At 43.5% G+C, this 26,623-nt stretch carries 24 protein-coding genes; 11 read left to right on the plus strand and 13 right to left on the minus strand.

Annotation, left to right across the window (positions count from 1 at the left end; genetic code table 11):
* Nucleotides 1-46 precede the first annotated feature (46 nt).
* Complete coding sequence (locus tag F6K53_RS05660) at nucleotides 47-2,347, plus strand: dynamin family protein (RefSeq protein WP_293080090.1); 2,301 nt, start codon at nucleotides 47-49, stop codon at nucleotides 2,345-2,347.
* Nucleotides 2,348-2,471: 124 nt separating this feature from the next.
* Here F6K53_RS05660 and F6K53_RS05665 read toward each other — a convergent pair whose 3' ends face one another.
* Both F6K53_RS05665 and F6K53_RS05670 read right to left on the minus strand, forming a co-directional pair.
* The gene (locus F6K53_RS05665; protein WP_293080093.1) at nucleotides 2,472-3,791 is read right to left on the minus strand and encodes a 5-(carboxyamino)imidazole ribonucleotide synthase; all 1,320 of its coding nucleotides are present in this window, start codon (nucleotides 3,789-3,791) and stop codon (nucleotides 2,472-2,474) included.
* 225 nt (nucleotides 3,792-4,016) lie between these two features.
* Complete coding sequence (locus F6K53_RS05670; RefSeq protein ID WP_293071454.1) at nucleotides 4,017-4,397, minus strand: pentapeptide repeat-containing protein; 381 nt, start codon at nucleotides 4,395-4,397, stop codon at nucleotides 4,017-4,019.
* A gap of 496 nt (nucleotides 4,398-4,893) precedes the next feature.
* On the opposite strand from F6K53_RS05670, the gene F6K53_RS05675 reads away from it, so the two are divergent.
* Both F6K53_RS05675 and F6K53_RS05680 read left to right on the plus strand, forming a co-directional pair.
* On the plus strand, nucleotides 4,894-5,244 hold the full coding sequence (locus F6K53_RS05675) for a phage holin family protein (RefSeq protein WP_293018709.1): 351 nt from the start codon (nucleotides 4,894-4,896) through the stop codon (nucleotides 5,242-5,244).
* 690 nt (nucleotides 5,245-5,934) lie between these two features.
* Nucleotides 5,935-8,883: a zinc-dependent metalloprotease gene (locus tag F6K53_RS05680; protein ID WP_293080096.1), complete on the plus strand. Its 2,949-nt coding sequence runs from the start codon at nucleotides 5,935-5,937 to the stop codon at nucleotides 8,881-8,883.
* A gap of 51 nt (nucleotides 8,884-8,934) precedes the next feature.
* On the opposite strand, the gene F6K53_RS05685 is transcribed toward F6K53_RS05680, so the two are convergent.
* The gene (locus tag F6K53_RS05685; protein WP_293080099.1) at nucleotides 8,935-9,249 is read right to left on the minus strand and encodes a hypothetical protein; all 315 of its coding nucleotides are present in this window, start codon (nucleotides 9,247-9,249) and stop codon (nucleotides 8,935-8,937) included.
* A gap of 131 nt (nucleotides 9,250-9,380) precedes the next feature.
* Between F6K53_RS05685 and F6K53_RS05690 the strand changes: the two genes are divergently transcribed.
* The 3 genes from F6K53_RS05690 to F6K53_RS05700 all read left to right on the plus strand — a co-directional run bounded on the left by F6K53_RS05690 (nucleotide 9,381) and on the right by F6K53_RS05700 (nucleotide 11,134).
* Complete coding sequence (locus tag F6K53_RS05690; RefSeq protein ID WP_293018706.1) at nucleotides 9,381-9,797, plus strand: hypothetical protein; 417 nt, start codon at nucleotides 9,381-9,383, stop codon at nucleotides 9,795-9,797.
* A gap of 333 nt (nucleotides 9,798-10,130) precedes the next feature.
* Nucleotides 10,131-10,889, plus strand: a complete 759-nt coding sequence (locus tag F6K53_RS05695) for a thioredoxin domain-containing protein (protein WP_293080102.1) — start codon at nucleotides 10,131-10,133, stop codon at nucleotides 10,887-10,889.
* Between the two features lie 110 nt (nucleotides 10,890-10,999).
* A complete protein-coding gene (locus tag F6K53_RS05700; protein WP_293018703.1) occupies nucleotides 11,000-11,134 on the plus strand; it encodes a hypothetical protein in 135 nt (44 codons plus the stop codon).
* Here the strand turns inward: F6K53_RS05700 and F6K53_RS05705 are convergent.
* Nucleotides 11,124-12,173 carry a glycosyltransferase family 1 protein gene (locus F6K53_RS05705; RefSeq protein ID WP_293018701.1) on the minus strand — a complete coding sequence of 350 codons (1,050 nt, stop codon included), beginning with the start codon at nucleotides 12,171-12,173 and terminating at the stop codon, nucleotides 11,124-11,126. The two genes, F6K53_RS05700 and F6K53_RS05705, sit on opposite strands and share 11 nt — an antisense overlap.
* 35 nt (nucleotides 12,174-12,208) lie before the next feature.
* Entirely contained in the window at nucleotides 12,209-12,346 is a 138-nt protein-coding gene (locus tag F6K53_RS05710; RefSeq protein ID WP_293018699.1) for a hypothetical protein, read from the minus strand.
* A gap of 293 nt (nucleotides 12,347-12,639) precedes the next feature.
* Here F6K53_RS05710 and F6K53_RS05715 point away from each other — a divergent pair, with 293 nt between their 5' ends.
* The 3 genes from F6K53_RS05715 (at nucleotide 12,640) to F6K53_RS05725 (ending at nucleotide 13,711) form a co-directional block, all read left to right on the plus strand.
* Nucleotides 12,640-12,942 (plus strand): hypothetical protein, encoded by a 303-nt coding sequence (locus tag F6K53_RS05715; protein ID WP_293080107.1) that lies wholly within the window; start codon nucleotides 12,640-12,642, stop codon nucleotides 12,940-12,942.
* Between the two features lie 144 nt (nucleotides 12,943-13,086).
* Complete coding sequence (locus F6K53_RS05720; RefSeq protein ID WP_293073992.1) at nucleotides 13,087-13,323, plus strand: hypothetical protein; 237 nt, start codon at nucleotides 13,087-13,089, stop codon at nucleotides 13,321-13,323.
* Nucleotides 13,324-13,456: 133 nt separating this feature from the next.
* Nucleotides 13,457-13,711, plus strand: coding sequence for a PIN domain-containing protein (locus tag F6K53_RS05725; protein WP_293074004.1), 255 nt, complete (start codon nucleotides 13,457-13,459; stop codon nucleotides 13,709-13,711).
* A 77-nt stretch (nucleotides 13,712-13,788) separates the two neighbouring features.
* Here F6K53_RS05725 and F6K53_RS05730 read toward each other — a convergent pair whose 3' ends face one another.
* Together F6K53_RS05730 and F6K53_RS05735 are read right to left on the minus strand one after the other, a co-directional pair.
* Complete coding sequence (locus F6K53_RS05730; RefSeq protein WP_293080110.1) at nucleotides 13,789-18,318, minus strand: NB-ARC domain-containing protein; 4,530 nt, start codon at nucleotides 18,316-18,318, stop codon at nucleotides 13,789-13,791.
* A complete protein-coding gene (locus F6K53_RS05735; RefSeq protein WP_293018690.1) occupies nucleotides 18,309-18,512 on the minus strand; it encodes a hypothetical protein in 204 nt (67 codons plus the stop codon). Before F6K53_RS05735 ends, F6K53_RS05730 begins: the two co-directional genes overlap by 10 nt.
* Nucleotides 18,513-18,919: 407 nt before the next feature.
* Between F6K53_RS05735 and F6K53_RS05740 the strand changes: the two genes are divergently transcribed.
* Nucleotides 18,920-19,048 (plus strand): hypothetical protein, encoded by a 129-nt coding sequence (locus tag F6K53_RS05740; protein WP_293018688.1) that lies wholly within the window; start codon nucleotides 18,920-18,922, stop codon nucleotides 19,046-19,048.
* Here F6K53_RS05740 and F6K53_RS05745 read toward each other — a convergent pair.
* The 3 genes from F6K53_RS05745 to F6K53_RS05755 all read right to left on the minus strand — a co-directional run bounded on the left by F6K53_RS05745 (nucleotide 19,026) and on the right by F6K53_RS05755 (nucleotide 19,690).
* On the minus strand, nucleotides 19,026-19,229 hold the full coding sequence (locus F6K53_RS05745) for a DUF433 domain-containing protein (protein ID WP_293018686.1): 204 nt from the start codon (nucleotides 19,227-19,229) through the stop codon (nucleotides 19,026-19,028). The genes F6K53_RS05740 and F6K53_RS05745 overlap by 23 nt on opposite strands.
* Before the next feature lie 59 nt (nucleotides 19,230-19,288).
* Nucleotides 19,289-19,429, minus strand: a complete 141-nt coding sequence (locus tag F6K53_RS05750; protein ID WP_293018684.1) for a hypothetical protein — start codon at nucleotides 19,427-19,429, stop codon at nucleotides 19,289-19,291.
* 138 nt (nucleotides 19,430-19,567) lie between these two features.
* Entirely contained in the window at nucleotides 19,568-19,690 is a 123-nt protein-coding gene (locus F6K53_RS05755) for a hypothetical protein (RefSeq protein ID WP_293018682.1), read from the minus strand.
* A 586-nt stretch (nucleotides 19,691-20,276) separates the two neighbouring features.
* Between F6K53_RS05755 and pruA the strand changes: the two genes are divergently transcribed.
* Complete coding sequence (gene pruA / locus F6K53_RS05760; protein ID WP_293080112.1) at nucleotides 20,277-23,594, plus strand: L-glutamate gamma-semialdehyde dehydrogenase; 3,318 nt, start codon at nucleotides 20,277-20,279, stop codon at nucleotides 23,592-23,594.
* A 30-nt stretch (nucleotides 23,595-23,624) separates the two neighbouring features.
* On the opposite strand, the gene F6K53_RS05765 is transcribed toward pruA, so the two are convergent.
* From F6K53_RS05765 to F6K53_RS05775, 3 genes are all read right to left on the minus strand, one after another.
* Nucleotides 23,625-23,771: a hypothetical protein gene (locus F6K53_RS05765; protein WP_293018678.1), complete on the minus strand. Its 147-nt coding sequence runs from the start codon at nucleotides 23,769-23,771 to the stop codon at nucleotides 23,625-23,627.
* Nucleotides 23,772-23,894: 123 nt separating this feature from the next.
* On the minus strand, nucleotides 23,895-24,860 hold the full coding sequence (locus F6K53_RS05770) for a hypothetical protein (RefSeq protein ID WP_293070831.1): 966 nt from the start codon (nucleotides 24,858-24,860) through the stop codon (nucleotides 23,895-23,897).
* Nucleotides 24,861-25,583: 723 nt separating this feature from the next.
* Nucleotides 25,584-26,192, minus strand: coding sequence for a hypothetical protein (locus tag F6K53_RS05775; protein ID WP_293070829.1), 609 nt, complete (start codon nucleotides 26,190-26,192; stop codon nucleotides 25,584-25,586).
* Between the last annotated feature and the right edge of the window lie 431 nt (nucleotides 26,193-26,623).

The raw sequence follows: 26,623 nt of genomic DNA on the forward strand, positions 1-26,623 counted from the left end.
ACTGTACCTCATACATGCAATCAACGCTATAAAATAGATTGGAAAAATGGATTGGAAAACTGCTTCATCTTATTATGAAACTCGTTTGGGTGACGCCTTAACTGTGCTGCGCCACGCCGTTGATTTAGCCAGGCTTCCTCAAGCAGGAGTTCCTGCTCACCTCAAAGAGGTTCTTTTAGAAGAAGAAAAACCCGCTCGTCGTCAGCTTGAACGCTTGAAGAAGCGAGAATTTCGGATTGCTGTTGTGGGCTTGGAAAAGGCCGGAAAAAGTACCTTTGTCAATGCCTGGTTAGATTGTGATTTACTGCCAGCAAAAGCTGGACGTTGTACTTTTACAACGACACAAATTTATTCCGTTGAAGAAGATTCTCAGCAAAGGTTAGAAGTTGAGCCTAAAACCGAAGAACAATTTACCCGTCTGCTGCATGAACTGGAATCAGCTTCCAACAGTAATTCTAAACATAGTGATGGAGCCAAACAAGATTTAGAGACAATCCAAAAATATCAAGACACCTTAAGACAAGTTCGTAGCGAAGGTCGGAAAACTATCCCATTTACTCGCCTTGAAGACATTAACAAAGACCTTAACAAGTATGTTGCTGATGAGCAATACGCCCATGCAGTATTAGAAGCTAGACTGTATACGAATAAACTCGCCCAAGCTGAGGGGATTGTTTTCTATGATGTGCCTGGATTAGACTCAGGTTTAGCCAAGCATATAGAAGAATCTAGAGAAATGCTCTCAGATTGTGATGCTGTAATTTTGGTACAGCGAGATCCTAGTCCCAAGGGCTACGAACTTAAAATTGTTGAGTTTACTGAGCAGGGTGATAAGAATGTAAACGTTGCAGATAAATTTTTCGTTTTCTTGAGTCGGATTGATCAGTTGGCTAGTCCAGCAGCTCTTAAAGAACACCTTGATGAAGCATCAAATAGATGGCATGAAATAGCTAAATTATCTCCTGAGCAAATCGTCCACGGTTCAGCGGGAGCTTATTTAGTCTTAAATGGCTTTGCTAATCAACAAACTGTGGAATCCGTTGGCAGTACTGAATCAATTTTAAATGATCTTAAATCTGTGACAGGTATCGAAGATGAGGAAGCCTTAAAACAAGAAGCGACTGGTATTCAGGAAATCAAGGCTCGCATTACTGATTATATTAATAATGAACGGGTTACTGTTTTAGAGAAACGTTGTGACGCTTTAATCACCAACATACTAACAACATCAAAAGAAATTTTTGATATCGTTAGTAAGCGATATCCAGAGAATCCAGCGGAAGCCAAGCGATTACAAGAAAATCAACGTCGGATTGAGTTTTCCCAGTGGTGGGAAGAAAAGTGGAAAACGATTAAAGCAGACCTCAGCGACTATTATAATGATAATATCTGGAACTCTACGGCAGAAGGAGAAGAATCTCTCAATTCAGATATTGTAGAAAAATTTCGCTCTCGATACCTCCAGGATATTGAGACTAAAATTGAAGAAATTAGAACCAATACTGAGCAAAGAAAACAGCGAATTTTTAAAGAAAATAATTCCGGTGTATTTGATGCTAAATTAACTGACTATAACTGGCGTAAAGAACTTTCTGCTACCATTAGCACTTTCTTAGTAGATATTGCTCATCACCTTGCCCTAGAAATCAAGGAAGAAGCATTAAAGTTAGTTGACTATCTGACCACGTTACTCTGGAAAACTCAGGAATTAGAGCAGCGACTAATTGGTAATCCCGAGGAGTTTGTGGAAGTATTAAGTCGAAGTTTGACGGCGTTATTTCTTCGTTTTGCCCGTCCGGTTGCGGACTCCTTAATTCCTGGCCCTTTAGATAGTGAAACTCGTAAGCGTATTGTGAAACGACTGGGAGCGGATATAGAACTAGTCGATAATTACTACAGTGGTGAAGAAAAGGCTTTCAGTGTCCTAAGACGATATGTAAATCGTGGGCCAAATTTGCTCTATGATCCCAAGCTGCGCCATGAGCTATTAGGTATTCGTGACCTCTCTGGGGATGTGCCACCAAAACCTACCAATTCATCGGAGAAGGTGATATTGGAAGTTGAAACGGATATCAAAGCCTTTGAAACCTATTTGCGTTCGGCCATCTTTGAAGCGGCAGGGTTTGAGCAATTTTGCCTACAAGAACTGGATCAATTGCGCGATCGCTTTATTCGATACGAAGCGGTGTGGCGTGGAGTAGCACAAAATGAATGGTTAGAAGGAAATCACTTACTAATGCCTGAAATGCCCGATCATTTAAAGGCTCACGAAGTCAATTTAGAAGTTAGCGATCGCTTACGCCAGTTATCTACTGCTTTAGCAAAGGGAGTAGGGAGTAGGGAGTAGGGAGTAGGGAGCTTGTAGGGTGGGCAAAAACAGTTTGGTTATTTTGATAATTAATGATTAGATTACTTTGCCCACCCTACTCCATCTAACTTCAACCTTCAACCCCCTAACCTTCAACATCGTATCAACCATACCAAACCGATTCAACCTTCTCAATTACCTCTTGTACCGAATTACCATCACTCAAAACTGTGACATGACCTAACTTACGTCCTGGGCGGGATTGAGTCTTACCATACCAATGGACAAACGCTCCTGGTAAACTGGCTAAGGTCTGCCGTTTCTGTTGGTAATCATCCTGGGAAGACTCATAACCCAAAAGATTGACCATTACTGCACTGGCACAATGCATCTGTGGGCTACCTAAGGGTAAACCTACCACGGCTCGCAGTTGCTGCTCAAATTGAGAGGTTTCGCAAGCATCAATGGTGTAATGGCCAGAATTATGGGTACGAGGGGACACTTCATTAACCAAAACCTTGTGATTGCTAGTGAGGAATAACTCAATCCCAAAGACTCCCACTACGTCTAAACTAGTCAGGAGAGTTTTTGCGATCGCATTCACCTCCGCCACCGTATCTGGGCTAATCTGGGCTGGTGCAATAACTCGCCGACACACCTGTTCTTGCTGCTGAGTTTCCACCACCGGGTAAACCACCACCTCCCCATCTACAGAACGGGCAGCCATTACTGCCAACTCCCGTTCAAAGGGAATAAACTCTTCTAGCACCACAGGCTGATTGCCTAACTGCTTCCAAGTTTCCTGTAAGCTATGACTGTCTTTAATAATAAAGGTACCCTTGCCGTCATAACCTTGGCGTCGCGCTTTCAGCACCAGAGGAAACTCTAACTGACTCAGGTTGATTGGGGTCCGAGAAGGGCGTTGCTGATTCTGGGTATGATTTTGCCCCCCTAGCCCCCCAATTTTGGGGGGAACAAAACTCTGAAAGTCCCCCAAAGTTGGGGGATTTAGGGGGCTTGACCAAAACCAAACGATCGCGGATTCATACTTCAATTCAGCAACGCCCCGAGAAGAGGCTAGGGACTTTAATTCCTCCTTACCCACTTCCCCCTCCAGACTGATGAACTCTGGCTGGGGTAAACCAATGCGATCGAAATAGCAGCGTTGGTGATATTTATCCAACAGTGGCGCTAGAGCCTCTAGTCGGGGGTAAAAGCAAATTCCCCGCTTTGCCAGACATTTCAGGGCATCGAGGTTAATAAATTCATTCTCAAAGGTAATCACATCACAGCGAGATGCCATTTGCTCGGTAGCGATCCCATCATCAATAGCAGCAAAGATAGTTTCAGCAGCAACACGGACAGCTGGATCAGTAACATTAGGAGTTTGAACCACTAGCCGAATACCCAAAGACTTGGCAGCCATTGCCATCATCCAGGCCAGTTGTCCTCCACCAATTACACCTACTCGTTTAATCGACATCCCAAAGACTCACAAGCGCAACACCAGTTTTCAGATGCACCTTGCTTAGCAAACAGTTATCAAATTTGGACACCATCCAGCATACCATCGCTCAAGTCAGCCCCATCGATCGTGAATGTTAACCGTTGACCATCAAATAGTCAACATTCAACATTCAACAGTCAACAGTCAACATTCAACATTCAACATTCAACAGTCAACATTCAACAGTCAACATTCAACACCTTACCAACACCCTAAAGACTTACGAGTCATCACACCAGTGGTAGGGTTCACGCCAGTTGCTACATCGCAGAGTTTTAACCGTTCTCTGACCGGTTGGATCAGGGTGCTACTAAAATCAGCACCAGTGATGTTAGCCCCATCAAAACTGGCACGTTGCAGTAAGGAACGAGTAAAGATGGCATCAGTTAAATCTGCACCATTGAAGCTAATGTTGTAGGTGTCGCTGTTGGTCAAGTCTGCTCCATGGAGATTAGCATTATTCAGGGTAGTATGTTTGATAGATGCTTTGATCAATTTGGCATCGGCTAAGTTAGCCTGGTCCAAATTGCAATAGGTAATTTTGACTTCCTGTAAGTCTTGACCAGATAAGTCTGCTCCCACGAGTTGTTTCCCATCGCAGGCTATACTCTTGGCGTGAACGGGTAAGGGATAACAAAAAACAGAGCACGCAAATAAGAATGTAACCAGTAGCCGGAAAAACATAAAGATTTATTGCTGGAATCGTCCAACTCAATCATACTGTGCTGCATAATCACTTGAGTTACACCCAAGTAACTAGCACCAAATACTGCTCAGCCATCTTAGAGGTTAATAGATCATGGCGAGCACCTTGAACAAATGCGATCGCTCTTTAGGACAACAAGGCTAATGTAAGCATATGCGCTACGCCCACGCTACGCGAACAGCTATCAGCTATCAGCCGTCAGTGGTCAGTGGTCAGTGGTCAGTGGTCAGCGGTTAGCCGTTTGCCTTTGGCACCTCAAGTAGCACCATCTGTAGCCCATAAGCTGATAGCTGATAGCTGACGGCTGATAGCTTACAGGCTAATCTTGCCAGAATCGCTAAAATCATAGTAAGCGATATTTTTGTGAGATCGATGCTTAATATACTTTTGACTTGGCTGCTAAGTGCTATCTCACTAATGATTACTGCTTACCTGGTACCAGGAATTACCATTAGTGGTTTTGGTGCAGCTGCTGTAGCGGTAGTAGTCATTGGTTTAGTTAACGCCATCATTAGACCGATTCTAGTGATTCTGACCTTGCCCATCACAATTTTATCCATGGGACTATTTCTGTTGGTGATTAATGCTATCACCCTCTCCCTGGCATCCTATTTCACTCCTGATACGTTTGTAGTGAACGGTTTCTGGGCAGCTTTTTTCGGGGCTATCGTTCTGACTTTGGTGTCTAGTCTTATCAATAGCTTGGCTTCTAATCAAGTTTAATCGGATGGCCGGGACTTGTCAGCTTGGTTACGGGCGCGAGTTATTATATAGCTGGCACTACTTTAGCTGGCACTACTTTAGCTGGCACTACTTTTAGTAAACTATGCTTCTTAGCTTAAGTTTTCAGCTGCAAGGGCTGACTAGTAAATAGCTGATAAATAGCTGAAAGCTGACAGATCAAAGTATAGCTTTAGTTGAAGTTAGTGTACAGTTTTTTTTTAATTGCCAAGGCTCAAAGTACAGGAAACATAGATTTAGACTAACCCAAGCTGTGTAAATTTCGGGGTGCTTAAAGGGTTAGTATATAGATTCGTTTATGTCAAACAACTATAGTACAACCACACCATTTTACCTTGATAGTAATACTTATAAATCAGAAGCTAAAACGATTAAACTAATCAAAAACTAAGAACATAATCAAAAACTCATCAAGTTTAACAACTATAGCAGCAAGTTTCAATTGGTATACTTCTGATAACGTCCTAGGGAGTAGGGATTAGGGAGTAGTAATAAAAAAGGCAGGGACATTATCAGTATCATAAACGCTATAATCAAATTGTTTTTATTTAGGAATTGGTTAATTATAATATTAAGGTAAAATTTTCAAGCTTTCATAAGTTTTGATAAGTCATAATTATGATAATTCATAATTTCTCTTTCTTTTCAGAACACCAAACTAGTGATTAATCGATGAAAAGACTAAAGTTCTTGATATTCTGTCTGTGTGGATTCGTCTTGGTACTATCCCCTTTGTACCTCCAAACCATAGCTCTATCTACTCCAAGCGGCAATAGTTTGGGTCAACATTTGGATCAAAAGATTGTTTACTCGCCCCAGCTAACCTTAGCCCATAGCCAAGTTCAAACTACAGAAATTGCTGAAGACCCCTCAGAGGCACCCTCAGAGGAGTTATCCGATTCAGATAGTAGTGATTCCAAGTTAAAGCCATTTGATAAGGTCGTAGAAGATGCGGAAAAATTAGCAGGATTACTCACCCTCTACCGCAATAAAGAAAAAGAAAAAATTTATTTAGAAATTGAACCGGATCAACTAAATCAAAATTTCCTATGTGTTGTCACCCTTGCTTCGGGAATTGGGGAGTTGGGGCTCCAAACCGGTTGGCCAGTTAATGATTTTTTGTTCCAATTCCGCCGCCGACAGAAGACCATAGATTTAGTCATACCAAATATCTACTTCCGTACTCGACCCGGTGACCCCCAAGAGCGTTCTGTTAAGCGTTCCTTCAGTGATTCGGTGCTATATTCCCTGCCCATTACCAGTATTCATCCAGAACGAAAGACTCTGTTGGTGGATTTAACACCACTCCTCGTCAGCGATGGGTCTTTTTCTGGACTAGCATCGGCTTTTCCTTGGATATTAGGAGGTAGTTATGTAGTAGACCCTCAAAAATCCTATGTCAGTGACGCTCAAGCATTTCCGTTGAATGTAGAGATTGAGTCAGTTTATGGCTTTTCTGGTGGGGGAGATTTATTCTTTCCCTTAAGGAGTCTCCCAGATCAACGAGCATTTAATCTTAGTGTCCGCTATAGCTTTTCTCAACTACCGACTAACAATGGTTACCGTCATCGACTCGCGGATGAACGAGTAGGCTATTTCATCAGTGCTTATCAAAATTTATCCAATCAAAACCGCAAACAACCCTTTATCCGTTATATCAGGCGCTGGCATTTAGAAAAACAAGACCCTACTGCTACGGTATCCCCCCCAAAAGAACCGATTGTGTTTTGGATTGAAAATACTGTACCTCTAGAGTACCGAGATGCAATTCGGGAGGGGATTTTGATGTGGAATGAAGCGTTTCGGGAGGCAGGGTTTGATAATGCCATTGAAGTGCGGCAAATGCCAGATGATGCAACCTGGGACCCGGCTGATATTCGCTACAACACCATTCGCTGGTCGAATTCTTTTCCCTCATTCCCAGGCATTATCGCTATGGGGCCATCCCGAGTGAACCCCTTGACTGGGGAAATCTTGGATGCAGACGTGATTATTGATGCTAATGCGGTGCGCTGGATCAAAGCGGAATACCAGGCTATTGCTTCCCAGCCTCAATCCCAGGCATTATCTGGGTTATCCCAATTCGCGTTTAATAGTTCCCTGTGTAGTAATGGCATCAAAGTTCCTTACCTCAAATTGCAGGAAATCCTCAAGAGCAATCCTGGCAAAGCGGCTCAGTTGAGCCTACCAGCTGGGCAATTCCTGAGCGGACTAACCCAAGTCCCAGACCATGAGTTATGTTTTGCCATGGTATCAGCTCAGCAAGCTAAGTTTGGAGCATTGTCTCTATCGATGGTAAACCACCAGTTGCCCAGTGGTGAGGAAATGAAAACCTTCATCAATCAGTATTTGCGCTACCTGACGGCTCACGAAGTTGGTCATACTCTGGGATTGCGCCACAATTTCCGGGGCAGCACCATGTTGAGTCCAGAGGAATTGAATAATACTGAGATTACCCGCAATAAAGGGCTAGTCGGGTCAGTCATGGATTATGTCCCAGTTAATCTAGCGCCAGAGGGAATGGAACAGGGAGATTATTTCTCTACAGTGGTTGGTCCCTATGATAAGTGGGTGATTAAGTATGGCTACACTCCGATTGATGCTCTGACTCCTCAACAAGAATTACGCACACTGCGCAAAATTGCGGCTGAAGGCTCTGAAATGGGGCTATCTTATGCTACAGATGAGGATACTTTCGATTTTATTGACCCAGAAGCTAAGGTTTGGGACCTTAGTAGTGATCCATTGCGCTACTCTCAGTGGCAAATGGAGAATGCTAAGGGAATTTGGAAACGCTTGAACACCAGTTACCTGTTGCCTCAAGAAAGTGCTGGGGATTTACGCGATCGCTTTGATACGGTCTTCTCCTATTTCTTTGAAAACGCTATGTCCCTTACTGGTTATATTGGGGGACAAACTTTTAATCGAAACTACACTGGTGGCAAGACTGGCACACTCCCCTTTGAACCCATCCCTGTGGAAAAACAGCGTCAGGCTTTAGCCATGCTCGGGGAGTATATGTTTGCTGAAGATACCTTTAACTTCTCACCCCAACTCCTCAACCAGTTAGCCCCATCTCGCTGGACTCACTGGGGTGCTTTTACCACTATTTTCCCCCTAGATTATCCCATTCATGAGCGAGTGATGTTAGTTCAAACTATGGTGCTGGGGGATTTATTTTCATCAGAACGGTTGGCTCGTTTGCGGGATGCTCAACTCAAAACTAGTTCCGGGGAAGCCTTGACCATGGCAGAAGTGTTTGACACTGTTCAAGATAGCATCTGGAAACTAGATACTAAAGCTAAAATTGAGCCAATCTCTAGCTTGCGTCGGGGATTGCAACGGCAGTATATGAGTCTTTTAGTGAACATGGCACTGCGCAATTCCAATAGTCTAGAAAGTGCCCGCACCTTCCCTGAATTTATTATTGCTATCCAAACCTTTAATACTCCCGAGGATGCTCGGGTGTTAGCCCGGTATAAACTCCGTCAATTGCGGGATGCGATCGCAAACACCTTGAACAAACAAGGGAAAAACCTTGATACTGCTAGCTTAGCCCACTTAGAAGGGGCACGCGATCGCATTACTAAAGTGTTGGATGCACCGTTGCAATCGGAATGAATCATGACTTGAGCCGTAAGCTATCAGTTTTCAGCTATCAGCTATCAGCTATCAGCTGATAGCTATTAGCTTATGGGTTAGGTCACAGGCTGGAAGCCTGTGCCACAGTGCTTGAGGTGCTTTTGAATTAAATAAGCTGAGCGCTGACCACTGACCACTGACCACTGACGGCTGTTCGCGGTGGAACAGGCATCTTGCCTGTTTCGCTGGAAGCCTGTGCCACAGTGCTTGAGGTGCTTTTGAATTAAATAAGCTGAGCGCTGACCACTGACCACTGACCACTGACGGCTGTTCGCGGTGGAACAGGCATCTTGCCTGTTTCATTTCCCGGCTGTGGTCTTCCCAGGAATTTTTCTGTCCTGGCAATAGTACCCTTAAGGGTACTGCCGACCTAGGAATACTTTTTAGATATTAGAAAAGGGTTGAAGGTCAGTGAGATTGATTCACCTGATTTCCAGCCCTAAGTACCTAATTGAATTAAAAAGTAAACCAGAGTCATGAGTAATCTAAAAAAGAGTATCTTGATCGTTTTAAGTTCTTTGATTGTTGCAGCAATAACGATGTTGCCAGCCCAGTCTGCCTTTGCCGCTAATGGGTGTGGTGGAAGTGACTGCATCCAACATGAACTTCGCACTCAAGCTGCTTGTACATTGCAAGGATCTGACCAGTCTGGTCTACCTCCAACTGGAAAAACTCCTGGATGGTATAAAGGACTAAATACAGAGATCGACCATCAGATTTTAGGGGGTGATGTTGTTGCCTATAAAATTCGTTGGTTCAATGGTTCATGGTCTGGCTGGTATGTCACAGGAGTTAATGATATCGATTGGAAGTTTAACACTAGTCCTAATGATATGCGTCGTGTTTGGAGCTATTTTACTGACCACCAACATCAATACATTTTGTGTAAATAACTGGTGCAAATAACCCTGATGTCTAATAGATTTATTGATAGACAATAAGACTATCAAGACGTTTATAGATGTCTTCCTCTATGGAAGACATCTTCCTCTTTTATGGGATGCCAGGATTACCTCTGGAGGGTGAATCGCAATGCATGCTGTTTGACCCGGTGGGTGTAACGGGCATCTTGCGCGGTGGAACAGGCATCTTGCCTGTTTCATTTTCCCACGCAACTTTTGCCTATTGCTAGCATGCCTATTGCCTTGCGCGTAGCGCTATACCAATCCGTTGCCCATGTTGCCTGATCTGAGATACCCTATGCCTTGGTTCCATTTAAGAAAATCATGGTCACTAAGCTCCTTACCATTCTCCAGAAAGCCCTATCACTCACAGGATTAGTACTACTCCTGTGCTTCTCAGCCTGGTCACTGCCAGCCACAGCAGCCGCCAAGATTACTCCTGAACTAGAACAACAAATACTCGAAGTAATCCGCAACCACCCAGAAGTAATCCTAGAATCAGTCCAGAGATACCAGCAGCAACTGGAACGGGAAAGCCAGCAGCGACAGCAAGCCATCTTGCAGGGCTTCAAAACCAATCCCCAAGCCTTCATTGGTTCCTCTCCCGCGACTGGCTCCATTGAAGATAAAATTGTGCTAGTAGAATTCTCAGACTTTCAGTGTCCCTTCTGTGCCAGAGCTCACGACACCGTCAACCAGTTTATAGCAAACCATGGGGATGAAGTTACCTTAGTTTACAAACACTTCCCCCTCACCGGAATTCATCCCCAAGCCCTGCCAGCGGCTCAAGCAGCTTGGGCGGCCACTCAACAAGGCAAATTCTGGCAGTACCATGATGCTCTCTTCGCTAATCAAAAGCAATTAGGAGAAGATTTATATCTTGCCATTGCCGAAGCCCTAGATTTAGACCTAGAACAGTTTAACCGAGACCGGAACGTAGCTGATAGTGCCATTGCAGAAGACATGCAGCTAGCACAACTATTGGGACTGAGCGGCACACCTTTCTTTGTTATGAATGGTGAAGCCTTCTCTGGTGCCGTGCCCCTAGAACAGATAGAAGCGATATTGGCACGAGTGCGCTAAATAAAGTAGGGTGGGCAAATTAATCTAATCTCGAATAGTCACAAGAACCAAATTGTTTTTGCCCACCCTACTCCCTACTCCCTACTCCCTATTCCCTATTCCCTTAGGTGGTGCGTTACGGGGCGGACTATCGCAACGCTGGCTACGAAGCGGAAAATGAGTGCAAGTCCGCCCCTAACGCACCCTACGCACTGTTTTTGCCCACCCTACTCCCTACTCCCTACTCCCTACTCCCTATTCCCTAATCCCTTTGCTAAAAACAGTTGCTATTTCCTCCGCTGTTCTTTTTTCTCGCCAAAGCCACTGGTTATCCTGACCATGCTCCCGAATATAATAGATAGCTTCATCAAGTAATGATGGGATTTCATCAAAGGTTTTAAAGGTTGAACCCACAGAGACTGGCCAATTAACTTGATGCCGGAGTACTGGATAATCAGAAGTAATTACATAGCAACCACAGCAAGCGGCATCACTCAATACACCACTGGTACGGTAGTAATAGCGATGTTTTTCGTAATGGGCTACTAAAATATCTACCTCATTTAACAAATCAAGATATTGTTTTTCAGTAGTTGTATCATACATTTTGACTCCCAAGTTATCTAAATCCTTAGGCTTCTGCCAAAATGGTACCCCAAGCACTAGCTCAGATTTATGGTCAGATAATTTAGTATAGTCTTTCAAGATTTCAATTATCTTAGCGATTGGCTTATCCTTACGAATCATGCCAACCACACCGATTTTAATTTTTTTATCGGTAGGCAGCCTTTCTCCTGGCTTTAAATTGGGGTAAGCATCGCTCCTGATTGGCATCGGTATTTTTACTTTGGCAGACGCTGGTAATCTAAACCGTTTGGGTAAAACCTCATCATCCATTTCAAATAAAACTGCCTTAAGGTTAAAATACTTGAGGAAAAACTTGAGGTACATTAAGCCCAAAAACTTTAAAGTACTGTGCATAGCTAATTGTTGATTCCAGTGAAGACAAATCCAAACGGGTTTGCGATGCCATGCCAGTAATGGGAGAAGTAAATAGATATTTTGGAGATAAATTTCAAAGAGAAAAAGTCCATCATAGTCTTGACGCTCTTCACTCGTCAAAGACCTTATGCCCATAGCAATATGACGATATTCCCGACGTAAGTGTAATCCTATCCTATAGGGAAACAGGTTAGTAAAATTTTTGATGGAATCAGGGATAGGAATTTCAATGGACAAAAAATCGAGCTTAATTTCCTGAGAGTAAAAATTAATCAGGAGTAGGTCTTGGAGACCATTGTGCATTATTTTCATAGCAGCTTATATTGGTAAGATTAGATTTATTTCAGGGAACAGGGAACAGGGAACAGTGGACAGTAATTGACAAAAAAGTAGAGGTTTATTTGAGAGTAGGTAACTGTTACCAGAGATAAGTAGGTAAAAAAAATAAACCCAGCCATCAGAACTTTTTCCAGCAAAGATTGACTGTGGTTTATATGTCACAGCGGTAATAATTATGCCTACCTACTTAGAGAGATTTGCTTGGCTTGATTAAGGAATCTAGATTAAGCAATCTCTAAGTGATACTTAGATAGTTCCCTAAAATTTTGTGGAAGTAACAGTAAGGCAGAATGGAGAATGAAGAATGTAGAATTAAGAATGCAGAATGTAGAATGCAGAAGTTGCGTAGGGTGCTTTAGGGACGGGCTCGCCCTCATTTTCTCGGTAGCCAATTTTGGGACAGTCCGCTCCGAAAATTGAAACGGGCAAGATGCCCATTCCACAACAAGATGCCCATTCCACAACAAGATGCCCATTCCACAACAAGATGCCCATTCCACAACAAGATGCCCATTCCACAACAAGATGCCCATTCCACAACAAGATGCCCATTCCACAACAAGATGCCCATTCCACAACAAGATGCCCATTCCACAACAAGATGCCCATTCCACAACAAGATGCCCATTCCACCCACCAGGTCAAACAGCTTTTAGGAGATGCACCCAAAGCACAAGGCAGTTGTCAATGGGGTTTTGTACCTCAACCAATTGACAACTGCTATCGGGTTTAGCGGCAGGGGCGAGGAAACAAGCGGCATCGCTACTCCCAGATCTGCTGTTCTTTTATTCGCTGTTCCCTAAAACCAAGTACCTCAGCCCATTGATAAATACTGTAAAATTAGAGTAGTTAACTGACTACGCCCGAACCAAGACTTATGCGTGACCTAGAACAACTAACAAAAGATATTCAAGAACTACCAGAAGATGCTCAAAAAATTATTGCCGATATCATTGAAGTGTTCAAAAAACTGTATTTAACGAAAAAAACGCCATCTCTTCACCCTCTGGAATTAGACAATCAACCTTTTATTGGTATGGGTCGTGATCGACAAGATACTCAAAATAGTAGCGAATGGGTGAGAAGAATTCGACAACAGCATTGGCAGGGCTAAAATGGAAGCAATTCTAATCGACACTGATATTTTGATTGATCTTGCCAATAACGACTCAATTGCTAAATAACGCCTGGTAAGAGAATCTAAAACATCTCTATTGAAAATCAGTATTATTACTAAACTATAATTAATTGTTGGTTGTCGAAATAAACAAGAATTAGACTCTTTGGATAAATTCCTCAGGCAGTTTTATATCATTCAACTCAATCCTCAGATATCCCTCAAAGCCGAACAGTTGATGGGTAGTTACTATCTCAGTCATGGACTCCTAATCCCAGACGCTCTAATTGCTGCTACCGCTATTGAAAATCAAATTCCTCTACTCAGTAAAAATCAACGAGATTATCGCTTTATATCAGCACTCAGTCTATTGAAATATCCATAACATTGATGGAAAACTATTGCTAGCATGCCTATTGCCTACTCCCTACTCCCTACTCCCTACTCCCTACTCCCTACTCCCTACTTCCACCATCGGCTAACATCATCAACCGCTGCCACCGTTTCTCTTAGGGCTTCAACACTCCCAAGCTCGATGATTAAAGGAGCTAATTGAGGAAGATGGTTAAGAAAATCGGGACGGCTTAGACTAGCTAAACAATCAAGAATTTGTTGCCAACCAGAAAAATCAATCAACGAAGGATTTAATTTCTTAAGCAAGTTTTCTAAGAAAGAGGTTTGGGAAAATCCATTCAGGGTTCTGACGACACTTAAGGCTTCTGGTAACAACACTTCCGGTAAGTAGGGTTCTAAGCCCCCCAAGGCATTGCCTTGCTGATAATCAGAGCGAATGGCTCTGGCGCAATCTAAGGCTTGGCCTAAAAACACTGGCGGTAAGTGGGGGGCTAAGTCAGTTAAGAGATCGACTCGTTCGTAGTCATTCTCGGCTCTGACACAATCTAAGACTTCTGGTAACACTTCTGGAAAATGGGGGGCTAAGCGGATTAAGGCATAGGCTTGGGAGGATGGACTCCGAATGGCTCTGATGCTATCTAAGGCTTCTGGTAATAGTTCGGGTAAGTGGGGAGCTAAACGGATTAAGGCATGGTCTCGGTGGAATTGATTCCGAATCGCTCTGGCGCAATCTAAGGCTTTTGGTAACAGTTCAGGTAAGTGAGGGACTAAGGCTCCCAAGGCTAAAGCTCGGCAGTATTCATCCCGAAGGGCTCTAGCACAATCTAAGGCTTGCTGTAACAACACATCGGATACGTGGGGGGCTAAGGCGATTAAGGTATTGGTTAGGTAGTATTCATGCCCAATCCCTTTGGCTTCATGTAAAACTTGCCGTAACAACACATCGGGTAAGTGAGGAGCTAAGCCGATTAAGACATCGACTCGCAGGGATTGATAATCAAAGGTTCTGGTGTAATCTAAAACTTGCTGTAACAACACATTTGGTAAGTGGGGAGCTAACCTGATTAAGGTCTTGACTTGGAAGGATTTATCCGGAATGGCTTTGGTAGCATCTAAGGCTTCTGGTAACACTTCGGGGAAGCGGGAGGCTAAGGCAATTAAGACATTGACTGGTGGGTCGTATCTGGGAAGAGCTCTAGTAATTTCTAAGGCTTGGGGTAACAACACTTGAGGTAAGTGGGGCGCTAAGGCTCTTAAGGTCTGGACTCGGTGGTATTCATTCCGAATAGCTCTGGTAATTTCTAAGGCTTGGGGTAACAACACTTGAGGTAAGTGGGGGGCTAAGGCTCTTAAGGTCTGGGCTCGTTGCTTTTCATCCCGAATGGTTCTGGTAACCTCTATGGCCTGGGTTCGGAAAGATTTAGACATTTCCGGTAAGTGGGGAGCTAAGGTGATTGAGGCATGGGCTCGCTGGTCTTGATCCGGAATGTTTCTGGCGAAATCTAAGGCTTCTGGTAACAATTCGGGGAAGTGGAGGGCTAAGCCGATTAAGGCATAGCGTTGCAAGTATTCATCGCCAATCCCTGGGACGTAACGTAAGACTTCTTGGTCTAAGAACACTTCCGGTAAGTCAAAGACAAAGAGGATTAAAGCCTCGGCTCGGTCTTCTTCATCCCCAAGGCCTCTGGCGTAATCTAAGGCTTGGTGTAACAACACTTCCGGTAAATGAGAGGCTAACTCCTTTAAGGCCTCCTCTCGGTCTCCTTTATCCTGAATAGCTTTGGCAGCATCTAAGGCTTCTGGTAACACTTCCGGGAAGTTGACAGTTAAGGCAATTAAGGCATCGGCTCGCCAGTATTCATCCCGAACCCCACTGGCAACCTCTAAGGCTTGGGGTAAGAATACTTCCGGTAAGTAGGGGGCTAAGTTTTTTAAGACTTTTGCTCGTCGCTCGTGTCGCTCCTCATTAATATAGAAGCTATATTTTAATTTAAAGAGATAGATTCGCTTGTCTGTACCCTCTAAGGTATCGGCGTGGTCATATTCATGCCCAAGGGCTCTCGCACCATCTAAGGCTTCTGGTAACACTTCCGGAAAGTGAACAGCTAAGGCTCCTAAGGCATCGACTCGGTCTGCTTCATCGCGAATTGCTCTGGCGAAATCTAAGGCTTCGGGTAACACTTCCGGGAAGTTGGCAACTAAGGCTCTTAAGGCATCGACTCGGTATGTTTCATCCCAAAAGGACTTGACTCGGTATGTTTCATTCCAAAGGGCTCTGAGGGAATCTAAGGCTTCTGGTAACACTTCCGGGAAGTGGGCGGCTAAGTCAATTAAGGCTCTTGTTCGCTGGTTTCCATCAGGAATGGCTTTGGCACAATCTAAGGCTTCTGGTAATACTTCCGGGAAGTGTGGGGCTAAGTCGATTAAGACATGAGCTCGGTAGGATTCATGCTTAATCTCTCTAGCACAATCTAAGGCTTCGGGTAACACTTGAGGTAAGTAGGGGGCGAAGCCGATTAAGGCTTGTGCTCGGTCCTCTTCATCCCCAATCTCTCTGGCACAATCTAAGGCTTGAGGTAACAACCCTTGAGGTAAGTGGGGCGCTAACCCGATTAAGAAATTGACTCGGTTGAATTCATCCCCAATCTCTCTGGCACAATCTAAGGCTTGAGGTAACAACCCTTGAGGTAAGTGGGGGACTAAGGCGATTAAAACATCGACTCGGTTGAATTCAGCCTTAGTCTCTCTGGCACAATCTAAGGCTTGGGGTAACAACCCTTGAGGTAAGTGGGGAGCTAAACCGATTAAGGCGTTAGCTCGGGGATTAGGTCGCTCGCCTTTACTCGCAATGGCTCTAGCACAATCTAAGGCTTGAGGTAACAACCCTTGAGGTAAGTGGGGAGCTAACCCGATTAAAGCATTAGCTCGATGGTATCTATTCCGAATGGCTCTAGCAATGTCTAAGGCTTCTGGTAATAAAGAAGGGGGAAGATACTCACTAATTGCCTTCAAACCTTCTGCTTTATTTTCAGAATCTTTGCTCTGTCGCACATAAGCTAGTGCTTGAGCTGGGGTCCAGATTTCTTTTTCAACTAATGCTCCCATTAACTCTGGACCAATATTTCCAGCCAAGCTGTTGAGGGATGTAGTAATCAGAGCATACCGACACTGTAGACTAATCGATTCTGTAGGATTTTCTGTAAAATTAGCTGCTGCTATTGCCCAAGCTCTCGATACATCCTTGATAAAATTAGCAGTTTTTCCCTGTCTCTCACACTGCCAATACCAACCGTTATCTCCTGCTGGCGTTTCTTCTTTCAGGAGTTGATGAATGTCATTAATTTTTTTTGCTTTCTCTAGATGCCAGATTAAGTGATTATAGATGTAACCATCATCGGGTAAGGTATGCCATAATCCCTTTTCAGTCTTAGTTTGATAACGTTCTAATAATTGTTGATGGGCTTCGGTAATTGATAATCCTAGCTCTGATTGTACCAGACTACGGGCTAAATCATGTAACAAGTCATGGAGGCGATAGTTAGTGTCTGGTGTAGTAGAGACCCCTGGTAGTAATAAGGCTTTTTGTCGTAAGTATCTTAACGTATCTTTGGCTTCAACTAAATTACAATCCCATAAGGTAGTCGCCATAGACTCAGTAATGGTGACATCCTCCGGCAGTATCCCTAACCAAGCAAAGTTTTTAAATCTATCGTCGTCGAATAATCCCTTTAAACTGAGATTAAAGGAAGCCACTAGACTATAGTTTTTGCGCTTAGCGTCACTTGGCTCTTCCTCTGCTTTCAATCGATCCAAAGCTTCTACACCAATAATTAAATCTTGTAACTCATCCAGTAAATCCTGCCAAGAGATGCCATCCCTAACTTGGGCAGCAGCTAATTCTAATGCTAGGGGTAAGTAGCCGACAGTTTTGGCTAAGGTTTCAGCATATTCGAGTTCTTGATTAGTTAATTTTTTATTAGTTATCTCGTTGGTTAAACAAGACGCTAATAACTCCAAGGATTCATTGGGAGTCATCACGTCCAAATCATAGGGAATCGCATCTTTAACCTGGGCTTCTCTGGTAGTTACTAAAAGCCGACAGCCATCCCCAGCCACTCGAAAGGGTTCAACATGGTCAGGATGCCAAACATCATCGACAACTAGCAAGGCTTTTTTATCGGATAATAATGTTTTTAGTTGTAAAGAAGCTGCCTCAGTGTTAATTGGTTTAAAATCATAATCTCCTAATTGCTGTATCCAGCTACTTAGAAAAGATAAAATATCAGGTTGCTGACCTAAGGTTGCCCAAAAAATCCCATCGGTAAAATGGGATTGAACCTCTTTGTCATGGGCTAATGCTGCAGCTAAGGTGGATTTTCCAATTCCTCCTAAACCATAGATAGCACTAACAACTAACGTGCCAGCTTTAGCGGTTTCTTGGGATAAAAGGATTTGTTTTAGTCGTTGGCTTACTTCCGGGCGTTCCACATAATAAGGAGGTAGTGGGGGAGCTTGATTGAATCGAGTTTGGTTATTCATATTATCAATGTTGTAATTTTCACTAGTAGTCACTAAATGCTCGATACTTTGGACAACTTCCGGATTTTGTTTCGCTGCTGCTTCTACTTCTAATACCACTTCGGCATAATCAAGAGATTGTCTGGAGCTTTTGCGATCGCAGTTACTGTATATGGAGACTGGTTTCTCAGAGATTCCACAAACTGGCTAGTATTGTCCCAGACAACTTGCCCGACATTTCCCCCAGTTTTTTCTATAGCTTTAGTGGCGAGCACAGTAGCAATAGCGAAAACGGCAGCAGCGAATAATTCCATTGTTGAAGGAGATGACTCACAATTTCAGTATACAGAGGTTTTCAATTCGGTCAGGTAAAAATGTCTGGGTTTTAGGGAGTTAGTTAGTAGGGTGGGCAGTGCCTACTAATGCTATCGCCAGCTACTGTTATCTATCTTTTGCACTGCCCACCCCACATCAATATTCTCGCTTTGTGATTGATTCGCCCGGTGGGCAGTGCCTACTAATGCTATCGCCAGCTGCTGTTATCTATCTTTTGCACTGCCCACCCCACATCAATATTCTCGCTTTGTGATTGATTCGCTATTTTAAAGTTAGTAGGGTGGGCAGTGCCTACTAATGCTATCGCCAGCTGCTGTTATCTATCTTTTGCACTGCCCACCCTACATCAATATTCTCGCTTTGTGATTGATTCGCCCGGTGGGCAGTGCTTACTAATGCTATCGCCAGCTGCTGTTATTTATCTTTGGCACTGCCCACCCTACATCAATATTTTTCTTCTGTTCCCTGTTCCCTATTCCCTGTTCCCTTTGCTATGGCATACATTCAACAGTAAAGGCAAAGATTGCTCGAATTGATTCTGGAGTTAGTGTTGGATAGCTTTCCAATATCTGTAACTCTGTCCAACCAGCAGCAAACAAGCCTAAAATAAACTCAACGGATAAACGAGTGCCTTTAACCACTGGCTTCCCTAATAAAATGTTGGGATTGGAATGAATGTATTCTCTCCAATTCATGATGATTAGTTGTTTACTTAGATTTATGGTTAATCTAGTTTATAGCATTTATCGAAAAATTAGGTGTCGTCAAGGATTTCATTAAGCTCCTTAACTTGATTGGTAGCAATATCTGCTTCTGCTCTGGCAATAAGCTTGTCTAGCTTTCCAGATTTTAGGTCAGATTCTAGCTGCTGGTCCCACCTATTATCGCGCATCATCTAAATAATTTTGTAAGCGGGCTGCCAGCTCTATAATCTCGCTGTTCGGTAATTGTCGAATAGCTGTTTCGATTTCATCAAGGGTTAACATAACTAGTCTGTAAATGATGATTGATACTATCCTATAGCATTTTGAGTTTAAATGTAAACATAGGATTGATGTAAAAAGGGAGTAGGGAGTAGGGAGTAGTAAAAGGGAACAGGTAACAGGGAACAGGAAACAAAAATTATTACAATTAATTTACAATTGCTATAACCCAAAAAAACTAGCTAAATCCTACACAAATTTGAGTATAAATCCTGTTAAAAATTTTAGTTGTAAATAAATGTAAAAACTTTTAATTGCCCCTTGCTTTTTTTCGAGTAGTTATGTATAGTATAGAAAGTGACGACCGATACTAATAACCGCGCTGGTCATAACCATTAATCCACACCAGCGCGGTTTTCCTCCCACCTAAATAGGAGTTACTTCTATGATGCCAAAAATATCACGATCATTAATTCTGGCTTTTATATCAGCTAGAAGCCTATTCCACATGTCACAGGCTAGAAGCCTATTCCACATGTCACAGGCTAGAAGCCTATTCCACATGTCACAGGCTAGAAGCCTATTCCACATGTCACAGGCTAGAAGCCTATTCCACATGTCACAGGCTAGAAGCCTATTCCACATGTCACAGGCTAGAAGCCTATTCCACGGTACTTGAGCTAATTTTGAATAAAAACTGAATGCTTACCTCAAATCCCTCTAAAGACTCAAGTCAAATCTTGCTTTAACTAGAGAAAATAAAATATAATAATTGTTTTATCAAAAACTGCCAGCATCCAGAACAGGAGTCTACCACCGGTGGTTATAGAAATCCCCAAAAGCACTTACGAAGCCAAAACTCAGGAAATTGCCAGAGAACTTCTAGCCGCAACTCGGGAGAAAGGTTCCTTTCTTGCCCAAATGCGAGACCAAATGCGGTGGGATGATAAGTTACTAGCCTGGGCAATGAGTAATCCAGGACTACGGGTGCAGCTATTTCGCTTCATCGATACCCTACCGGCACTGCGTAGCCAAACGGAAGTTGCTCGTCACTTTCAAGAATACCTAGGGGATGAGTCAGTAGAACTGCCTGCTGCCCTGAAGGGAATGCTCAATTTCACCAATCCCGACTCCATACCAGGACAACTGGCAGCCAAAACCATATCTGCTGCTGTAGCCACCCTAGCCCAAAAGTATATTGCTGGGGAAAATCTCAACCAGGCCCTTAAAACCATTAAACGCCTGCGAAACCAGAAGATGGCATTTACCCTAGACTTATTGGGAGAAGCCGTAATTACAGAAGTAGAAGCTCAGTCTTACCTAGACCGCTATCTGCAACTGATCGAACAACTCACTGAGGCAGCAAAACAGTGGTCTAAGGTAGAGGAAATTGATGTTGCTGATGGTAAATCCTTGCCACTCGTCCAAGTATCGGTTAAACTGACAGCATTCTACTCTCAATTTGATTCTCTTGATCCTCAGGGTAGCCAAAATCGGGTGTGCGATCGCATCCGCAAATTGCTCCGCCGTGCCAAAGAATTGGGGGCGGCGGTTCATTTTGATATGGAGCAGTATGAGTACAAAGACATTACTTTCTCCATACTCAAAGACTTGTTAATGGAAGAAGAGTTTCGCTCTCGCACCGATATCGGTGTTACCATGCAAGCCTATCTGCGAGAGTCACAACAAGATTGTCAGGACTTGATTGCCTGGGCAAAACAGCGGGGTAATCCAGTAACCATACGCTTGGTCAAAGGAGCCTATTGGGACCAAGAGACGATAACAGCACTCCAAAACCATTGGCCCCAACCAGTATATAACCAGAAAGCCGCCACAGATGCCAATTTTGAGCGTATCACCCAACTGCTGCTAGAAAACCACGAGTATGTTTATAGCGCTATTGGTTCCCATAACGTGCGCTCCCAAGCTTATGCGATCGCAATTGCTGAAAATCTCAATATCCCCCGTCGCTGCTTTGAGATGCAAGTCCTCTACGGTATGGGAGACCAACTCGCCAAAGCCTTAGTCAATCAGGGTCATCGAGTCAGGGTTTATGCACCCTATGGAGAGCTCCTACCAGGAATGGCTTACCTGATTCGGCGGCTATTGGAAAATACCGCAAATAGTTCCTTCCTACGACAAAGCTTAGAAGATAGACCCGTAGAGGAATTGATTGCACCACCACAACAGTTACAGGAACAGTTGAATGTTGGCACGTTGAATGTTGGCACGTTGAATGTTGGAAAGTTGAATGTTGAAAGTTCACAACCGTCTTCAAACCTACCCTACGGGAACGCCAAAGGCGAACAACCTACTAACCTACCCTACGGGAACGCCAAAGGCGAACAACCTACTAACCTACCCTACGGGAACGCCAAAGGCGAACAACCTACTAACCTACCCTACGGGAACGCCAAAGGCGAACAACCTTCCAACCTACCCTACGGGAACGCCAAAGGCGAACAACCTTCCAACCTACCCTACGGGAACGCCAAAGGCGAACAACCTTCTAACCTACCCTACGGGAACGCCAAAGGCGAACAACCTGCTAACCTTCAACCTACTAACCCATTCACCAATGCTGCCAATACAGACTATGCTCAGCTAGAAGCCAGAGAAAAAGCTAAACAAGCCTTACTTACCGTTCGCCAACAACTAGGTAAGACCTATTTACCCTTAATCAATGGGGAATATCAGCCTACAACAGACACAGTAGATTCTGTTAATCCCTCTAACCCTAGGGTCGTGATCGGGAAAATTGGATTAATTTCTGTAGAACAAGCAGAATTAGCAATCGAGAAAGCTAAAGCAGTATTTCCCAGTTGGCGACGTACACCAGTAAGCGAACGTGCTGGTATTTTACGTAAAGCAGGAGACTTGATCGAACAACGCCGTGCTGAATTATCAGCCTTGGTCTGTCTGGAAGTTGGGAAACCATTACGGGAAGCGGATGCAGAAGTCTCCGAAGCGATTGACTTCTGTCATTACTACGCATCAGAGATGGAACGGCTAAGGGATGGATATAACTACGACATTGCTGGAGAAACCAATCGCTATGTCTATCAACCCCGAGGTATTGCCCTAGTCATTTCTCCTTGGAACTTCCCCATGGCCATTACTACAGGAATGACTGTAGCAGCCCTAGTGGCTGGGAATTGTACTCTACTCAAACCCGCAGAAAACTCCTCAGTGATTGCCGGGAAAATAGCTGAAATTTTAGTAGAAGCCGGGATACCCAAAGGAGTATTTCAATTCGTTCCAGGCAAAGGCTCAACCGTCGGTGCCCATATGGTCAAGCATCCCGATGTCCATCTAATTGCCTTTACCGGTTCCCAAGAAGTCGGTTGTCGTATCTACGCCGATGCCGCCATTGTGCAACCAGGTCAAAAACATCTCAAGCGAGTCATTGCGGAGATGGGAGGTAAGAATGGAATTATCGTAGATGAAAGTGCTGACCTCGACCAAGCTGTAGCTGGAGTCGTGAAATCAGCATTTGGTTACAGTGGTCAAAAGTGTTCCGCTTGCTCCCGAGTAATTGTGTTAGAGCCAGTGTATGAAAGCTTCCTAAAACGGTTAGTGGAAGCAACGCGATCGCTTAACATTGGGCCAGCAGAAGCACCCAGTACCCAGGTCGGTCCAGTGATAGATGCTACTGCACGCGATCGCATTCGGGAGTACGTTGAAAAAGGACGTCAGGAAGCTAACGTAGCATTAGAAATGCCAGCACCTGAGACCGGATACTTTATTGGTCCAGTTATCTTTAAAGATATCTCCCCCAAGGCCACCATTGCCCAAGAAGAAATCTTTGGTCCAGTAGTAGCAGTAATGGCCGCAAAGAATTTCCAAGAAGCCCTTGATATAGCCAACAGTACCAACTATGGGCTCACCGGAGGCTTATATTCTCGCACTCCATCCCATATAGAACAAGCCTCAGCCGAGCTTGAGGTCGGTAATCTATATATCAACCGCAATATTACCGGATCCATAGTATCACGGCAACCGTTTGGTGGGTTCAAGATGTCTGGAGTAGGGTCAAAAGCAGGAGGTCCCGATTATCTAGTCCAATTCCTCGAACCCCGTACTATTACTGAAAATATCCAGCGACAAGGCTTTGCCCCCATTGAAGGCATGGAATAGTTTCTAGGTAAGCTATCAGCGTGTCGCGTATCAGCTATCAGCTAATGCTTCACAGGCTAGAAGCCTGTGCCACGCTACTTGAGGTGCTATCAGCTTATGTGCGTCACAGCGTCGTTCGCACAGCGTGGCCAAACGCGCCCCGCGTGGCCTAAAGGCCAAGGCCAAAGCCTGTGCCACAAAGCTGATAGACTTTTCTCGAGACTTTCAATTCTCATTAATTTATCAATATTAAATTCTCCCAAATGAAGTTTATTTTAAGCTGACCGCTGACCGCTGACCGCTGACCGCTTACTTATGAACTTAGTAGGAAATTCCTCGATATCGCTTTTTAGACTTTTTTCGAACAAACCCTTTATCATCCGTCTGTAACTGGGATTCCGGTAACTCGATTAACATAGCTTCCACTTCATAGACAATCCCTCGATATTTTTTTTTAAACACCCGTTTACCAGATTGCTTAGTAATTTGCTGACCACTAGGATTCAGGTCGCCCTCAGCTTTTGGTGTATTAGAACTCTTGCAAAAGTAATTTTCTGATAGTGTTTGCGTCAATTCTTCTCCACTGTTCCCTGTTCCCTGTTCCCTGTTTCCGACTTCTGCAAGAAGTGTATTGTTCTGGTCACTGACTGCTGTCTCAGAAACCACTTTCTCCTTGCAAAAGTAATTTTCTGATAGTGTTTGCGTCAAATCTTCTCCACTGTTCCTTGTTCCCTGTTCCCTGTTTCCGACTTCTGCAAGAAGTGTATTGTTCTGGTCACTGACTGCTGTCTCAGAAACCACTTTCTCCTGATCGAGATTACCAGTAGGTACTTTTGGAGTTGCAGGGGAATCAGATTCTGTCGAATTGTGCCAGTCTCCGGGGTTTTGAGTTATGATTGGAGTTTCTGAAGATGTTTCAGATTTTGACAGTGAATCAGGTAAATCTGATACAGGGAGTTGGTTATGATTTGTGGTTGGTTCACCATCAAGAGTGTCAGTAACTCTCCCTTCCGGTTGGGGGCTATTGATTGGTGAAGCAGAAGCTTCATCGGTTAAACTCACCCCTTGTTGCTCAATCCAAACCGTCAGATAATGCGGATTTTCTAAAACTAAATACAGAGGCCGAAATTCCTCAGAGATTTCGCAACTACAAAGCTTTAATGATTTTTGATAAGCATTTGGAGAAATATCAAAACCTCTAGTGAATATTTTATTTTGGAAAATAATTGTAGATTCATCGAGCCACTGAATCTCTTGATTAATCTTTTCTCGATCAATTATTAACATTTGGGTAGTTTACCCCCTACTTGATCTATTTTTGGAAATAGCTGGTGAGATTGTGGCAATTTTGCTCTGGAAGTGTCAACAGAAAAATGTAGTCAATTGCGTCGCAGATTTGGCTACATCCTTGACCCAATATACTTAAAATTTATCTAATGCTGGGATTTTGGGCATCGAGCTGGAGTCTTGCCCAGTCAATTAACGGTTTCACGCCTATGTGGGTAAAGATCAAGTATTTAGGATGGACTAAATCTGGTATACCAATCTATCACAAATAAATTTAATTGTCAACCATAAAATGTAGCTAGTTTTACAATTAACCCAACCTTCCTTGTCTCCTCTTGCAGAAATCCCTACATTTCTGTCTTGGTAATTGGGGCTCTAATCACTATATACTCCGTTCAAATAATTAGTTAAGCAAGTACACAAAACTTTTCCCACTTCCGACTTCCCACTTCTGACTTGCCTACTCCCTACTGCCGCGCAACCCAGGACGAAAGTCCCTCAACCATCTGATTTTCTACAATCAAACTTATAGCATTCGCCAGGGCAGTTAGGACATGAAAAAAGTCTCAAACCTAAATAAGCGCAAGAGTTTGACTTCTGACTTCTGACTTCTGACTTCTGACTTCTGCTATAGACGGTTTTTGAGCCAATTCGTGAGGGAGATAACTGTGATTTCGGTAGCTGGGTCAAGACATGTTGCTCCTGGTAATAAATCCCTCGATATTACTTTTTAGACAGCCGTTTAAGAGATTGCTTAGTAATTTCCTGAAACCTAGGATGCAGGTGGAACTCAGATTCCGGAATCTCTTGCTCCTGATTGAGATTACCAGTAGCTAATTTTGGAGTTGCCGGGGAATAATATTCTGTGTGATTGTACCAGTATCCAAGGTTTTCAGTAACTATCGAAGCTTCGGAAGCTGAAATATCTTCGGGGAGTGAATCAGGTAAAACTTCCCTAGGAAACTGGTTAGGATTTCTGGATTGTTCACCATCAAAATATCTGGGATTTTCCCCTTTAGATATAGCTGCCATTAGTGGTAACGAATCCGTGGATTTAGGTTGATCACTATTTATTGGTGAACTATAAACTTTGTTAGCTAAACTTACCTCTTCTTGCTCAATCCAAATTGTCAAATAATGCCGATGTTCTACAAGCAAATACAAAGACGAATATTCATCAGATATTTGGGAACGACAAAACTTGAATGCTTTTTGATAAGCCTTTGGGAAAATATCAAACCATTTAGTGAATAGTTTATTCTGGAAAATAATTTGAGATTTATCCAGCAATTCAATTTTTTGAGTGGTTGCTTCTTTATTAATGAGAAACATAACATTGTTTAATTGCTTGACTTGAGTAAACCTGAACTATTGCGTTTCCTAGTAAGCTTGAGGTAAATCTAAATTTTATTTCTTGCTTCCTGCTCCCTAATCCCTGCTCCCTAAAACTAAAGAGGAAAGTACCTCACCCGATGGAGAACTGCTATAGGGTTTCTAAAGGTGCGCTTGACCCATTAAGAATTAAATTAGCCAAGGTCAAGCGCACCTTGTATTGATGCAGTCGCTCATGGGAGAAACCCCCTTTTGTGGCGCTGCATCGCTAAGTAACTTATGGGCTGAAATTATTACCCAGTAATGATTTTAGCTTGCCGGTTACCCCCCCAGAGGCTCTAGTTAATCATAAATTATAATGGCATCAATTATAATAATGGTATCAATTATAGTATTTTTAAGATAAATTACTGAGGAATACGCGAATTCTC

The sequence above is a fragment of the Moorena sp. SIO4A1 genome (assembly GCF_010672065.1).
GTDB lineage: Bacteria > Cyanobacteriota > Cyanobacteriia > Cyanobacteriales > Coleofasciculaceae > Moorena.